Origin of the sequence: Rheinheimera sp. 4Y26, assembly GCF_025245835.1 — a bacterium.
Taxonomy (GTDB): Bacteria; Pseudomonadota; Gammaproteobacteria; order Enterobacterales; family Alteromonadaceae; genus Pararheinheimera.
Map to the genome: position 1 here is coordinate 619,146 of NZ_JAOBWS010000001.1, position 14,406 is coordinate 633,551.

At 50.6% G+C, this 14,406-nt stretch carries 10 protein-coding genes; 4 read left to right on the forward strand and 6 right to left on the reverse strand.

All coding sequences use genetic code 11. From position 1 onward, the window contains the following. Positions 1-6: 6 nt before the first annotated feature. Positions 7-1,566: a methyl-accepting chemotaxis protein gene (locus N3Z11_RS02610; RefSeq protein ID WP_260655580.1), complete on the forward strand. Its 1,560-nt coding sequence runs from the start codon at positions 7-9 to the stop codon at positions 1,564-1,566. A 65-nt stretch (positions 1,567-1,631) separates the two neighbouring features. On the opposite strand, the gene N3Z11_RS02615 is transcribed toward N3Z11_RS02610, so the two are convergent. The 4 genes from N3Z11_RS02615 to rapA form a co-directional block, all read right to left on the reverse strand. Continuing rightward, a complete protein-coding gene (locus tag N3Z11_RS02615) occupies positions 1,632-2,411 on the reverse strand; it encodes an alpha/beta hydrolase family protein (protein WP_260655581.1) in 780 nt (259 codons plus the stop codon). A 217-nt stretch (positions 2,412-2,628) separates the two neighbouring features. Continuing rightward, positions 2,629-3,690, reverse strand: a complete 1,062-nt coding sequence (locus N3Z11_RS02620; protein WP_260655582.1) for an OmpA family protein — start codon at positions 3,688-3,690, stop codon at positions 2,629-2,631. Positions 3,691-3,864: 174 nt separating this feature from the next. After that, complete coding sequence (locus N3Z11_RS02625; RefSeq protein ID WP_260655583.1) at positions 3,865-4,518, reverse strand: pseudouridine synthase; 654 nt, start codon at positions 4,516-4,518, stop codon at positions 3,865-3,867. Between the two features lie 31 nt (positions 4,519-4,549). Continuing rightward, a complete protein-coding gene (gene rapA, locus N3Z11_RS02630) occupies positions 4,550-7,462 on the reverse strand; it encodes an RNA polymerase-associated protein RapA (protein WP_409566847.1) in 2,913 nt (970 codons plus the stop codon). Positions 7,463-7,650: 188 nt separating this feature from the next. Between rapA and N3Z11_RS02635 the strand changes: the two genes are divergently transcribed. From N3Z11_RS02635 to N3Z11_RS02645, 3 genes are all read left to right on the forward strand, one after another. After that, the gene (locus tag N3Z11_RS02635) at positions 7,651-9,042 is read left to right on the forward strand and encodes a PhoH family protein (protein ID WP_260655584.1); all 1,392 of its coding nucleotides are present in this window, start codon (positions 7,651-7,653) and stop codon (positions 9,040-9,042) included. Positions 9,043-9,110: 68 nt separating this feature from the next. Next, the gene (locus tag N3Z11_RS02640; protein WP_260655585.1) at positions 9,111-11,654 is read left to right on the forward strand and encodes a hypothetical protein; all 2,544 of its coding nucleotides are present in this window, start codon (positions 9,111-9,113) and stop codon (positions 11,652-11,654) included. Then, positions 11,638-12,708: a hypothetical protein gene (locus N3Z11_RS02645; RefSeq protein WP_260655586.1), complete on the forward strand. Its 1,071-nt coding sequence runs from the start codon at positions 11,638-11,640 to the stop codon at positions 12,706-12,708. The genes N3Z11_RS02640 and N3Z11_RS02645 overlap by 17 nt, the downstream gene beginning before the upstream one ends. On the opposite strand, the gene N3Z11_RS02650 is transcribed toward N3Z11_RS02645, so the two are convergent. Together N3Z11_RS02650 and N3Z11_RS02655 are read right to left on the reverse strand one after the other, a co-directional pair. Further along, positions 12,693-13,616 (reverse strand): hypothetical protein, encoded by a 924-nt coding sequence (locus N3Z11_RS02650; protein WP_260655587.1) that lies wholly within the window; start codon positions 13,614-13,616, stop codon positions 12,693-12,695. The genes N3Z11_RS02645 and N3Z11_RS02650 overlap by 16 nt on opposite strands. Further along, entirely contained in the window at positions 13,513-14,301 is a 789-nt protein-coding gene (locus N3Z11_RS02655; protein ID WP_260655588.1) for a choice-of-anchor H family protein, read from the reverse strand. Before N3Z11_RS02655 ends, N3Z11_RS02650 begins: the two co-directional genes overlap by 104 nt. Positions 14,302-14,406 lie beyond the last annotated feature (105 nt).

Sequence of the window (14,406 nt, forward strand, 5' to 3'; positions counted from 1 at the left end):
CCTACCATGCGCCAGAATTTACCTGTCACCTCCAGAGAACGTACCTTTCCAGCCGAACAAAGGTTGATTTCGTCAACCGATGTGCGCGGCATTATTCAGTATTGTAACGATGCTTTTGTTGATATCAGTGGTTTTACCCGCGAAGAGTTGATAGGTGAGCCCCATAATCTGGTGCGCCATCCCGATATGCCGGAAACAGTGTTTTCCGGGATGTGGGACTATTTAAACGCTGGCAAATGCTGGATGGGCGTGGTGAAAAATCGCTGTAAAAATGGTGATTATTATTGGGTGAATGCTTATGTAACCCCTATTTTGCAGCAGGGCAAAGTAGTGGGTTATGAGTCGGTGCGGGTAAAGCCGACAGCGGAACAGGTAAAAAGAGCCGAAGAAGTTTACCGGCAGGTGCAGCAAGGGAAAAAACCGGTGGAGTCCTGGTTGCCTGAGGTCGCCAAAATCCCCGTGGCCGCCGCCGCAGTGCTGCTGGTGACTGTCGCTGCGGCCAGTTGGTTAGGGCAACTTGGTGCAGGCGTGGCAGCGGCAGCCAGCAGTATGGCCTTGTTATGGATGGAAAAGTCAGGCACCAAACGAGCCCGGGACCAGCTAAAAGCGCAACTCAGTAATCCGTTTTTGTGCCCGGTCGCCAGTAAAGTGTATACCGGCAAATCAGACAGCTGGGGCCAGCTGGAACTGGCACTGGTGACTGAAGCGGCGCATCTTCGCACCGTATTAACCCGGCTGGAAGATGCTGCGTTATTAGCGTCAAAAGAGTCGGCGCAAGCCCATGAGTTATCTGAAGCCACTTTGGGCTCAATCAGCTCGCAGCAGCAGGAAACAGATCAGACGGCCACAGCAATGAACCAGATGACCCATACCATTGCTGAAGTGGCGCAAAACGTTCAGCTCACCTCCAATCAGGCGGCCAATGCCAATGAGCTGACTTGTCAGGGCCGGATGGTGGCACAACAAACCAAAGAGGCGATTAATGCCCTGGCGCGTACAGTGCAGGCGATTTCAAATGCAGTAACAGACTTAGCGACTCAAACCTCCAGCATTACTCAGGCTGCTGAAATTATTCAGCAAATTGCCGAACAAACTAATTTATTGGCGCTCAATGCGGCGATAGAAGCAGCCCGGGCCGGCGATCAGGGCCGTGGTTTTGCCGTGGTGGCCGATGAAGTGCGGCATCTGGCACAACGCACTCAGGAATCAACCAAACAAATTCAGGTGATTATTAATAATTTGCAAACTGGCGCTTCGGCGGCAGTTTCGGCCGCCAATGATGGTATTCATGCCACAGAGTTAGGGGTGGCTAAGGTGCAGGAAACCGAGCAGATGTTAAGCGGCATTATGGATGCGGTAAATATTATTGCCAAAATGGGGCATCAGATTGCCGTGGCGGTGGAAGAACAGGCCCATGTGTCTGAAGATATTAACCGTCAGGTCAGTCGTATTGCCGACTTAGCCGGTGACAGCTACCACAACAGTGAGCAGGCAGCAGCGGTCAGCAGCGATCTGGAGCGCAATGCCGAATCTTTGTATCAATTGGTGGAGCGTTTTAAAAAATAATCAATGCCAGCACAGGGGCTACCGGCTCCTGTGCTGGTCGCCTGCCTAACCAATTCTCTGAATAACTAATAACCTAAATAGCTAAGCCAGCCGTTAATTTCATTAAACACCCACTGCTGATTGAGCGCATCGTCCATGGAGCCTGGCAACAGCCGCTGCCGGTACAGCTCTTTAATATGTTTACGCACCAGTTGCTGGCGCAGTTTGCTGCTGGCTAGTACAAAAGCATTGTCCTGTTGCTGCTGAATATCGAGAGTCGGGATTTTATGTTTGGCCAGTGCCAGCGACACAGCATCATTCAGTGCCGGCTCGGCGAGATAAGCGCTCAGCAGCACCAGTGCATCAGGTTTTGGCAGCTCACTGCTCTGATACAGCTGATTCAGTACTGCACCGCTGCTGCCCTGAGCCACAACCACCACACTGCCGGTTTTGTTCTGCACTTTGCTCATCACTGCCTGTAAGCGTAATAACAGTTCATTCTGATAAGTTAATAAATTCTCGGCATCAGTGACTGGCAGCGGGTCGGGCACCATCACACTTAACGTATTCCAGCCGTAATCAACCAGTTGTTGCCGGAGCAGATTGATCATGCGCGGACTGGCGGCATGTTGCGACCAGTCCGGCAGCAACACCACAGTGCCTTTGTTAAAAGCGGTCATGGCCGGTTTATACAAAGTCATAAATTGTTGTTCACCCGCCTGCAGTGGTGAAAATTCAGCGCTGGCCAGTTGACGTTGTAAATCCTGGGTGTGCAGGCTTTCGCTGCTGGCGGCAAGTTCAGCGGCGATAACAGGGGGGCTGCAATAGAAAAGCAAACTCAGCATTGCTGTGATTGGTTTTAGCATCAGGCAAGTCCGGCTTTAGGTGATTGCAGTTAGTATCGGCCAAAGCAGAATAAACTTAAATCAGATTAGGCTTTTGCGGTGATTTGTTGTGGCGGGCTTCAGTGGCAAAATGCTGATATGACAGTGTTCGGCTGTACCAAAGGACAACAGATAACAAAATTTTATCGCAGACAAAAAAAAGCCGCCCAGAGGCGGCTTTTTAAGATTCAAAGAACTATTAACGCTGAACAGCTTCTTTGACTGAAGCAGTTACAGTGGCTTCGATACGACGGTTCACCGCGTGAGCAGCAGCAGTGTTACCGGCAGCACGTGGTTTAGTTACACCGTAACCTACAGCTTTTACGCGTGAAGATTCGATGCCAAACTGGTTAACCAGTACCGCAGCGATAGCGTCAGCACGACGCTGTGACAGCGCCATGTTGTAAGCTGGTTTACCTACGTTAGAAGCGTGACCACCAATTTCAACATCAGTATTTGGGAAACGTTTTAAGAAGTTTGCCAGTTTTTCGATGTCAGCATGGTATTCAGGTTTAACAACAGCAGAGTCGTTATCAAACTGAGCGTTCAGTGCGATGCTGACTGACTGTTCAGTGAAAATTGAACAGCCTACAGTGTCAACTTTGTCAGTGATTGGCGTGTTAGCACACTGATCTTTATCATCAGTTACACCGTCCTGATCCGCATCACCAATGACCGGAGCCGGTGCCGGAGCTGGTTCAGGTGCAGGCGTTGGTTCAGCAGCAGGTGCCGCGCCGAAGTGGTAAGTCGCACCCAGTTTTACACCAGCGTCAGCAAATGACTTGCTGATGCCCTGGTAACGGTTGGCTTCAACAAACAGAGCCAGATCGTCAGTAGCAAACAGGTTAGCACCGATACCGATGTTGGCTGCAGAAGCACTGCGGCCTGTGGTGAAGTTCTTCACACCACCCACAACATAGACTGGCAGGCTGTCAACGTGATACATCAGGTCCACACCAACGCGGTTACCTTCGACATCGTTGTTGCTGAACGCAGAGTCCAGATCCTGACGCACGTATTCAGCACGGATTGCCCATGCTTTGTTGATACGGTAACCCAGGTTCAGGCCGATACCGTTACCATTGTCTACACCTTGCCATTCAGCAGAACGGGTTTTGTCGCTGTCTGGTGCATAATATTCATAAAATAAAGAACCAAAAGCCCGATCTTGTAACTGTTCTGCAGTTGGAGCCGCAGATGCTACAAACGACATCAGGGGAAGAGCTGCCAAAACGGCAATTGCGCTAGTTTTAAGTTTCATCCGTATCTCCTTAAGGGGTGTTTTTTCCAACCGGCTAATTTTATTTGATTTGTCCTGATTAAACAAATTTCGCTCTAGTTTATTTCAGTTGTATGGCAATAGGTTGCGAAAGCGGCGGCAGCATAACAGCTGAAAATGAATCTGAGGTTAATTCTCTGTATGACCTCTGCTGACTTAAAAAGGGCAAGGGCAGTGAAATTCCAGCCAGCGGCCATCCAGCGGATGAAACAACGCCAGATAAGCTGCGTGCAGCTGCAGTCTCGGCGCTGCGGCCAAACCTTGGGGCGACGCATAAAACTTATCGCCAAGAATGGGATGCCCCAGCCACTGCATATGCACTCTGAGCTGATGTGAACGTCCGGTCACCGGGATCAGTTTGACGGTGCTGCTGTGTTCGTCCTGCGCCAGTACGGAAAAATGGGTCAGGGCTTTTTTGCCCCGCGCAAAACACACCATTTGTTTGGGTCTGTTCGGCCAGTCGCAAATCAGCGGTAGTTCTACCGAGCCGCAAGCCACCGGCACTTTGCCTTCCAGACGGGCAATATAGTGTTTTTCGGTTTGCCGCTTCTCAAACTGCAGGTTTAAATGGCGCTGACTGTCGGCGCCAAGCGCCATCACCACAATGCCGGACGTGGCCATATCAAGGCGGTGCACTATGCGCGCTTCTGGAAATACCCTTTGTACCCTAAGCTCCAGACTGTCCTGATGTTCCGGCAAACGCCCCGGTACCGTCAGTAATCCACTGGGTTTATTCAGGATAAGCAGCTGCTCATCCTGATACAAAATATCCAGATAGGGCGACATGGGCGGTTCATAGACCAACAGCATTAACAGGGTTCCCGAAGCAGCGTGAATTGGCTCACTCGTGACTGGCCACTATCACCCGGATAGCGTCAAACTTCAGCCGCGCTTTGCCGATGTAGTCAGCAAGCTCAGTTTGCATCTGCTGCAGATGGGCAATTTCTTCCGGCCGTACCGCCGGATTAATGGCCCGAAGCGCGGTTAAACGGCTGATTTGCGCCTGCAAAGCTTCGGTCATTTTATGCTGGGCATCCTGCTGAATTTGCGCCAGCTGCGCCGTGGCATAAGCTTCGGCTTTGGCAATAAGCGGATGAATAGTGCTTTGTAACGCGCCTACAAGCTTAGCGGCTGTTTGACGGCCAACCGGTTTGAGCTGACGGTTAAAGTTATCAAAAGGCACATTCGGCGCTAAGTTTTTGCCGGTTTTTTCCAGTAACAACCGAATAGGGGTGGGCGGTAAATAACGGCCTAACTGCAGTTCTGCCGGCGCACTGGCTTCAGCCACATAAATAAATTCGACAAAAAAGCTGCCGACCGGCAGTTGTTTGTTAAATAAAATGGCGGCTGAGCTATTGCCCATAGAGTCGTTGGTGACTATGTCCAGCGTGCCTTGCACCATCGGATGATCCCAGCTTAAAAACTGGATATCTTCCTGAGCCAAGGCTGTTTTGCGATCGAAGGTGACAGAAACTCCGTCATCTTCCAGGCCAGGATAATGACCCTGGGTTTGTTCTGATGGCGTTAATACGATGCTGGTGTCACTGCGATCGTCCTGATTAATGCCCAGAATATCCCAGGCTTTAATCATATAAAGTGGCAAGGTGGTTTCATCATCCTGAGCTGCGATAGCGGCGGCAATTTGTTCAGCACGGCCGGCACCTGCCGAGTTAATTTCCAGCAGCTTGTCACGGCCTTGCTCTAATTTTTGTTTCAGTGCCTGGTTTAATTGATGGGTTTTACTGATTAAGGCTGCAACAGCTGTCTGATCTGCTTCTTTTGCCGCCAGTTGGGCTAACAACTCATCTTTCACTTCTTCATACACAGCACGGCCGGTTTGGCTGGTTTGCTCCAGCGCCTGTAAACCCTGATGGTACCAGTCGAGCAAAATCTGCTGCGGGTGATTGGTAAAATACGGCAGATGAATCTGAATGTCATGTTGCTGGCCAATCCGATCCAGACGGCCAATCCGTTGTTCCAGTAAATCCGGGTTCAAAGGTAAATCAAACAACACCAGATGATGGGCAAACTGGAAGTTACGGCCTTCACTGCCAATTTCCGAACAAATTAACGCCTGGGCGCTGTTGTCGTCCTGGGCAAAATAAGCGGCGGCTTTATCGCGTTCAACAATACTCATCCCTTCGTGGAATACCGCAGCGCGAATGCCTTCTTTCACCCGTACCGCCTCTTCCAGCGCAATGGCGGTGTCGGCGTGGGCACAAATCACTAAAAACTTTTTGTATTTATTGGTTTTAATGCGTTCGATTAACAGCTCAACCCTCGGGTCAAACTGCCACCAGCTGGATTTACTGCCTTCAAATTCCTGGAAAATCCGCTCCGGAAACAGCTGAGCGCTGGCTTTTTGCAAATCGCTTTGACTGCCGTTAAATGCCTGCTGCACCTTAATGGCGTTCTGATATTGCTCTGGCAAAGTTAAAGGCAACAAATGCGCCTGACGTTTTGGGAAGCCTTTGATAGCGCTGCGGCTATTACGGAATAAAATACGGCCTGTGCCATGACGGTCCAGCAACTGGCGGATCACCGACTGCTGTGCTGCGGTTTTTTCTTCACTGTTGCCTGCTTGTTGTAATAGCGCCAGCTCTTTGGATATATCAGTTTCGGCAATACGCTGTTGCAGCGCTTTAGCCACGTCAGCTGTTAAGGCGTCATCGGCCAGCACCTGTTTGGCTAAATCAGCAATTTCTTTATATTGCAGCTCTTCTTGGAGGAAGGCCTGATAATCGTAAAAACGATTCGGGTCGAGTAACCGCAAGCGGGCAAAATGGCTTTCATGGCCCAGCTGATCCGGCGTTGCTGTTAATAAAATCACACCTGGCGTGTCTTGCGCCAAAGCTTCAATGCGCTGGTATTCAGTACTTGGATTCTCTTCGCTCCACTGCAAATGGTGCGCTTCGTCCACCACCAATAAATCCCAGTGCGCCTCTGTGGCTGCTTCGTGCCAGCTTTTTTTCCGGCTGAAAAATTCCAGTGAAGTCAGCACCAGCTGCTCAGATTCAAACGGATTGCCGCCGTCGGCTTTGGCTTCGGTGCAGCGTTCTTCATCAAAAATGGCAAATTTCAGGTTAAAACGGCGCAGCATTTCTACCAGCCACTGGTGCATTAAGGACTCAGGCACCACCACCAGCACACGCTGGGCTAAACCGGCAATCAGCTGCTGATGAATAATCAGGCCGGCTTCAATGGTTTTACCCAAACCCACCTCGTCCGATAACAACACGCGTGGCGCGTGGCGTTTGGCTACTTCGTCGGCAATATATAACTGGTGTGGAATAAGGCTGACCCGGCCGCCGCTTAAGCCCCGGAACGGGTTTTGTTGCTGACGGTGAATATGCTGCCAGCTGTGATAACGCAGGGTAAACCATTCAAAGCGGTCAATCTGGCCGGCAAAAAGGCGGTCCTGCGGCTGGTTAAAGCTAATAAAATGATCAAGGAAAGTTTCGCGCAGACTGACGGCTTCACCATTGTCGGTTCTGTGGCCGTGATAAATCAGGGTGTCGTTTTTTTCTTCAATAGTATCAACAACAAGGCTAAAACCTTCGGCACTTTTAATGGTATCACCCGGGTTAAACTGCACTCGGGTCAGGGGCGCTTCAGCTGTTGCATACAACCTGGTTTCGCCGCTGGCCGGGAACAACAAGGTCAGCATCCGGCCTTCAATACCAACTATGGTGCCTAAGCCTAAATCTGATTCTGAATCGCTGATCCAACGTTGCCCAAGTGCAAATTTCATCATGTTTGATACCACTCTAAAAAAGGGGCTGCATGGTACTAAGAAAAGACCCAAACTTCATCTGTCACAACGGATTTTTTTCGTATAGCTGAAAATCTGTCATGCAATTGTCATCCTTGCTCCGGATTCTTGCTCTAAAGTTAAAACAACAGCGAAGTTTTTGTACGCTGGTCCACGCTAAGGAGCTGCATATGGCGCGAAGAAAAAGCAAAGAAAAAAAAATCTACGTTCTTGATACCAATATCCTGCTGCACGAACCCTTTGCCTTCCTGAACTTTGAAGAACACGACGTTGTGATCCCCATGACAGTGTTAGAAGAATTAGACCATATCAAAGACAAACACAAAGACGTCAGCCGTGAAGCGAGGGTGGCCATTCGTGCCTTAGAGGATGTGCTTAAAGATGCCAGCCCCGAACAAATGATGCAGGGCGTGGCTTTGCCGGCACCGCTGGAAAACAAAGAGCACGGCCATTTGTTTATCGTGAACGACCATCATTTGTCTGATCAAATCCCGGGTTTACCAGGTGGAGAAAACGATCATCTGATTATTAATACTGCGTTGTTTTTACAGCGGGAAAAAGCACCGGTTAAAGTGATACTGGTGACCAAAGACATTAATATGCGCCTGAAAGCCAAAGGTGCTGGCCTGAAACTGGTGGAAGATTACCGCACCGACCAGCTGATTGATGACGTGCGGTTTTTATATAAAGGTTATTTTAAGGTACCGGGCGATTTCTGGAGCCAAATCAAAGACTGCCGCAGCGCTAATGAAGGCCGGGAAACCTATCATTATTTACCCAAAGCTGTGTTACCCAGCCCCTACATCAATGAATATCTGGTGGATGAACACGAAACTTTTGCCGGCAGGGTGGTCGGTATTTCCGACACCGAGATTAAAGTGCTGGATTTAGGTTTTGAGCGGCTGATGCATAAAAAAGCCTGGGGTGTACATCCCAAAAATGTCTATCAGGCGATGGCGCTCAATGCCTTACTCGACCCGGAAATGGATTTAGTGATTCTGACCGGACCTGCCGGTTGTGGCAAAACCTTGCTGGCTTTGGCTGCCGCGCTGGAAATGGTGATAGAGCGGGGGTTGTACGACAAAGTTATCGTGACGCGAAATACACCGGAAATTGCTGAATCTATTGGTTTTTTACCTGGGACAGAAGAAGAGAAAATGGCGCCCTGGCTGGCGGCTATTACTGATTCGCTGGAAGTGTTACATAAAACCGATGAACATCCCCATGCCAGCGTGCAATACATTATGGATAAAGCCAATATCCAGTTTAAGTCGGTGAACTTTATGCGTGGACGCAGTATTCAGAACGCCATAGTGCTTTTGGATGAATGTCAGAATCTCACTGCAGCTCAGCTGAAAACCATTATTACCCGTTGTGGTGAGGGCACCAAGCTGATTTGCTCGGGTAATTTGTCGCAAATTGACAGCAACTATCTGACTGCCGTGACCTCAGGCTTAACTTATATTGTGGAGCGCTTTAAAAACTTTGAAGGCAGTACCACCATCAACTTAAACGGTGTGGTGCGCAGCAGGCTGGCTTCTTTTGCTGAGGCCAATTTGTAAACAGGTTGACTTGAGTGACTGATCCGCTAGGCTAGTCACTCTGTTCACATAAAGGAAGTGGAAGCCTGGTGAAATTGTTTTCGTGGTCTGGTTTAGTCCTTGTATTGTCGCTGGTTTTTATCTGGAGCTGCGGTTACTGGTTGTGGCTGCAAAACGGTAACTGGCATCTGCAACAAAAAAAAACTGAGCTGATTGCCCAACTCGATAAAGCCGATGCCCTGCTGCAAGACTGGCAGCAGGGTTATCAGTTGCACCTGTCTTATCTGCAAACAACCTTACTTCCTCCAGCCGAAAACACCCCGATACTGGACCCGCTGCAAGAGCTGGACGACAGGATTCGGCGGATTTTATGGCCCGACCCTTTGTTGGCTTATGTGGTGCTGGACAACGACGGCAAAGTGTTAAGATTCAGCTCCAGTCAGGCCAGGCAGTTATTCAGCCAGACCCGTTTTAGCAGTAAAGAGCAAAGCAGTTTTTTACCACCGCTGGTCTTGCCGAAACTCTGGGTGTTACCGCTTGAGGTACAGCAAAATAATCAGCAGCTGGTATTGTGGTTTGATGCCAGTATTTTACAAGGCCAGTTTCAGCAGCTGATGGCATCAGGTGGTTCGGCCGGTGAGTTACTGCTGCTGGATAATGAGGCACAGCTATATAGCCGCAGCCGTTATCAGAAGTCGTTGTTGCCAAGGCTTGGATTGGACGCACAGGCAGAGCATCAGCAGTTACAGCTGTTTGCCCGCAGGCCGCCGGAGAACCTGTTATTTAGCCGGCAACTTTATCTGGACGCGGGGGCCTGGCCACAAAGTGCTGTGGTGACAGCGCTGAAACAGCGACGCGAAGGTGTGTTACTCAAACCCTATCAGAATTATCTGGGCCGCAAAACGCTGGCGGCCTGGCGCTGGCTCCCCGGCTGGCAGCTCTATCTGGTGTCAGAGCAGGATGCCAATCTGATGCTGCAACCGCTGAAACTGCTAAAACAACAGCTGTTGGCAGCACTGAGTGCGCTGACGGTGTTGTTGTTGCTGATGTTCTGGTATTTAAACCGTTCTCTGAATCAGCGCCAGCAGGCACTGATGGCAAGTCAGGCGGCACAGGATCAATGGCTGTTACATGATTTTGATCCACCAGTGACAGGTGATTTAACCACAGTACAGCTTGACGACGAGCCGACCCCGGACAGAGTCACCACGGCAGAAGCGCAGCTTTGTGAGCAAGTTGCAGCTGATGTTAGCGCAGACGCAGCTGTGCCTTCGCAGCACCAGAGTGCTTCCACGCCAGATCCTCGATTACCGGCCGCCAATGCCCTGTTAAAAGCCTGGTTGCAGCAGCCGGATAATAAAAGACTGGCTGAGCTGAGCCGCAGTTATCTGCAAAACCAGCCGCAGGATGACGCCGGGCTTGATGCTGTGTATGCCTGCGAACTCAGCACTGAACTGCCGCAGTTGCTCAGGCAACTGATGCAACAGGACGAACAACTGGATTGTCTGCTGGAAGTGAACAGTGAAGTGCCTGCTGTAGTGCTGCTGGCCAAACAGGCGCTATTTCGTGCCATTGAACTCTGGTTATTACTGACCCGGCAGCGGCTTGGGTCGCAGCCGTGCCAGCTCAGATTGCTGGTAGCAGCCAATCATCAGCTCAGGCTGGAATTATTGGATCAGGGCGATGCACTGACCGACAGCCAGTGGCTGCAATTACTGGAGCCTGCGGCAACAGGGCAGGGCGTTGCCACCGATTACCAACAGTTGCAACAGCTGCTGCTCTGGTGTCAGGCCCATATTTCAGGGCACTCAGATCCTGCGCATGGCAATAAACAGGTATTGGAATTTCACTACGAATTGCCGGAACCGGTTGCTGCCCCTCAAATCATGCCACAATTATCCGGGCGGGTGATGTTGTTGTGTCCGCCTGGACCGTCACGACAGTTATATAACCGGATGCTGCGTCAGCTCGGTTATGACTTATTGCCGATGGATGACGCCAGTCAATTGGTGGCCTGGTGCCATGACGGGACACAGCAGCTGGATCAGCTGGTGATTGATGAAAGTTTTGCCGGTGCCGATCACAGCTTGTTGCCGAAGATAGCGACAGTGGTGCGCCGTTATTTTCCGCAGGTGCGGGTGTTGTTTTGTGTGCGCAAGCCATCAGAGTGGCAACCGTCATTGCCTGCTGTGCAGTTGCTGGCAAAACCTGTGGTGTTGCCGCAACTGGCGGTGGCGCTTGGTACAAAAGACGAAGGAGAGATCAGTCAGCCTCTGCCCACCCTCTGGTTGTATCAGCCAGATCCGTTATTGTTGTGGTATCTGGAGCAGCAGCTGCTCAACCTGCCTTATCAGTCCAGAGTGATCAGGCATTGGCCAGAGCCGGAGGGGGATTTGCATCAGGATCTTTATTTGCTGCCTGCCACTTTGTACCAGCAGCTGAAAAGTAGCCCTAAACCTGCTTTGCTGCTGTGGTACGGTGAACAGGGCAGAGATGAAATTGCACTGCCAAATGCTTGTTGTTACTGGCAAATTTCAACAGGTGCTGCAACACTAAGCCGGCAACTATACCAACTCAGAGCGCAGCAACCTCAGGCTGCAACAGGAAAAATAACGGATGAATCCACTTTATAACGAATATAAAAAAGCGCGGTTATATACGCTGTTGCTGGTGGTTGGTCTGGCTATTGCTGCGGCGACCATCGATTATTTTATGGCACTCAACCAGCGCATTGTTCAGCGCCAGCATTTGCTGTTGTCGGCTGCTGAAGATCTGGAGCATCAGCTGGCGCCTGTTGTGCATCTGCTTAAGGTACTCAAGCAGGATGCAGAGGCCAGCTTATTGCTGCAAAACGAAGCACCAGCTGTATTGCCAGGCCAACAATGGTCGCTGCGCCCTTCGGACAGCAGTCTGCAGCTGTCTGATGCAGAAAAATCGATGTTAAACAGCCTGTTACCTCAGTTAAAGCTGACACAGCGCACCTCTGCCAGTATCAAACAGTTTAGTTATTTGTCTCAGTCCGGCGTCTGGTATGTGCCGGTTGAGCAACGTTCGGCCGCCCTTGAACTGGAAGCGCAGCTGTTCTGGCAACAAAAAGAGCAAGTGTCAAAGTTAACTGAGCAGCAGCTAAGACTGCACCGGCTCAAAGCCGCCGAAACAGTGTTTATGTTGTCAGTACCGCTGAGTCAGAATGGGCAGCCGCTGGGCGAGCTGGTCGTTAATTTTGATCTGGCCGCCATGTTACAGCGGGTGGCCAAAGGCCAGCAGGACAGCACCATTCAGTTGCTCAATGACATTGGTGAGCCTTTGTTGGCTGTGGCGCAAGGCCAGGTGATGACAGAGGCCGACACTGAACTGTTGCATCACAGCGACAGGCTCAGAACCCTGAATATTTTGCCTTTGACTTTGCATCTGGAACCGGCAGATGCACGTTCTGCGCTGGCGGAGCTGGGTGACTTATTTGGCCATTTTATGTTGTATCTGGTCAGCTTATTGTTGCTTTGGTGGTATTGCCGGCGCCGTTTCCGCACCAAGGTACTGGCTCCTTTCCAGCGTTTTCTGGTGCATGTGGAAAGGCTCGGCCGTGGCGACCCGCAGGGGGTACGGCATATTCCGGCGGATTGGCTGGAGGTGTTTCATCAGGTAGAACAGCTGCGTGATAAAGCGCCGGATCAAAACAGCCGGTAACTGAACTGACGACTTTTCAGCTGGACATCATAAGGTGGATTCAGCTTGCCTGGTGGCAGTTGCGCCGGCCCTGTCGGGTCCAGCACCAGATAACTGGCGCCCTTTAAATCCACCGTTAATTCATTATCAATAGCCGGAATTTGAGCGGCAATCACGGCATGGTCGTTAAAATAAATAATGGCGATGCCAAGTTTCGGGAAAATATTGCGCAGCACTGTGGCAAACACCACCGCCTTACTATCACAGTCTCCCTGATTGGCCTGCAGCATCTGCACCGGTGTTAAAAAACCGGCACCTGCAGACTCGCGCCTGTCTGACAAATTCTGATAAGGGATTTGTTGCAGCCAATAGGCCAGCTGCATGGCAATTTTGCGGATATTGTTGCGGCCATACAGGCTGACAAAACTGGCCGCCACCGGCTGCAGTACCGGCAAATTTTCGCGCATGATACGCACATGGTCCGGGATCACATAACTTTCACCCAAGGGAGTTGTTAACAAATACAGGTAATCCCGCTGCAGATAGCCCTGATACGCCTGCTGCTGCGTGGCCGCCAGCTGGTTGCGGATGTTGGCGACCTGCGTCAGATCGGCACCTGACACTGTGACACTGAGCGGCAGATTGCTTGGGGATAAGCGGATTTTTACCCCACGTTGTTGCAGCTTCACTGACTGCAGCAACAACTGATGCCGGACATGCAGCTCGGCCAGCTCAGCAGAATATTTTTTCCTGATACTGTGCTGGCTCTGCATTTTTGCGTTTTCTAACGAAAAACTAAGGGGAGGCTGGGGCGGACGCAGATAACTAAATTCTGTGCTGGTTTCCCCTTGTTTCAGCTGAAATTCCGTTGCTGCCAGAAGCGGTATGCTGAGCAGCAAGGTACTGAGTAACATTACTATTCTGAACAACTTGTTGTTTCCTTCGCCACAGATAAACACAGCTTAAGCCGAGCAGCGCCAAAATACCAAAACTACCGCCGCTTTCTTCATGCACCACCACCACTGGTCTGTAGTTGTCGCTGCTTTGATCTTCCAGTGCCAGTCTGTCCAGCGTCGCATTGTCATAACCGGACATTTCGGCCAGCACATAACCACTTTGAGCATCAACCAGCTGAATTTTCAGTTTGTAATAGTCACGCGGCAAGCTGACCAGATTGGTTTCTACTGCAAACCAGTCCTGTGAACTCTGGCCATAAAGCGTAAAGATGGAGCTGGTATGAATACGTCGTACCGCACCATTGCTGCTGATCAGGTCGTAAATGGCATAAACCGGCTGACTGCTGTAAGTGGTGTGAGCATCAAAACGCGCATAAAGCAGGGAGTAAAAACCGTTGTTATTCAAATCTCTTTTTAAGGTGAGATCAATCGTCTGAAACCAGGCACTGCTTTGATAAGCCTGAGTGGTCGCCATACTGCGGCTGTCGGTAGCAGGCGCCGGAGCATTTTTGGCAGCAGCAGCAACTTCACTGGCGGCCAGATGTTGCTCTGTGGTTTGCTGCGGGCTTTGCAACTCTTCAGCCGCATAAAGCTGCTGAATACTCAGGCTGGCCACAAATAAAGGTACCAATAACAAGGTTGAACTCAGGGTTTTCATAGGCATATCTCCGGCGGCTTTGATATGATCCTGAGCTGAGATGGCTGAATAGCCCCTGAATTATTCTGGTGCAGGCTGAGCTTTGAGGTCAGCAGGCGCTGCTGT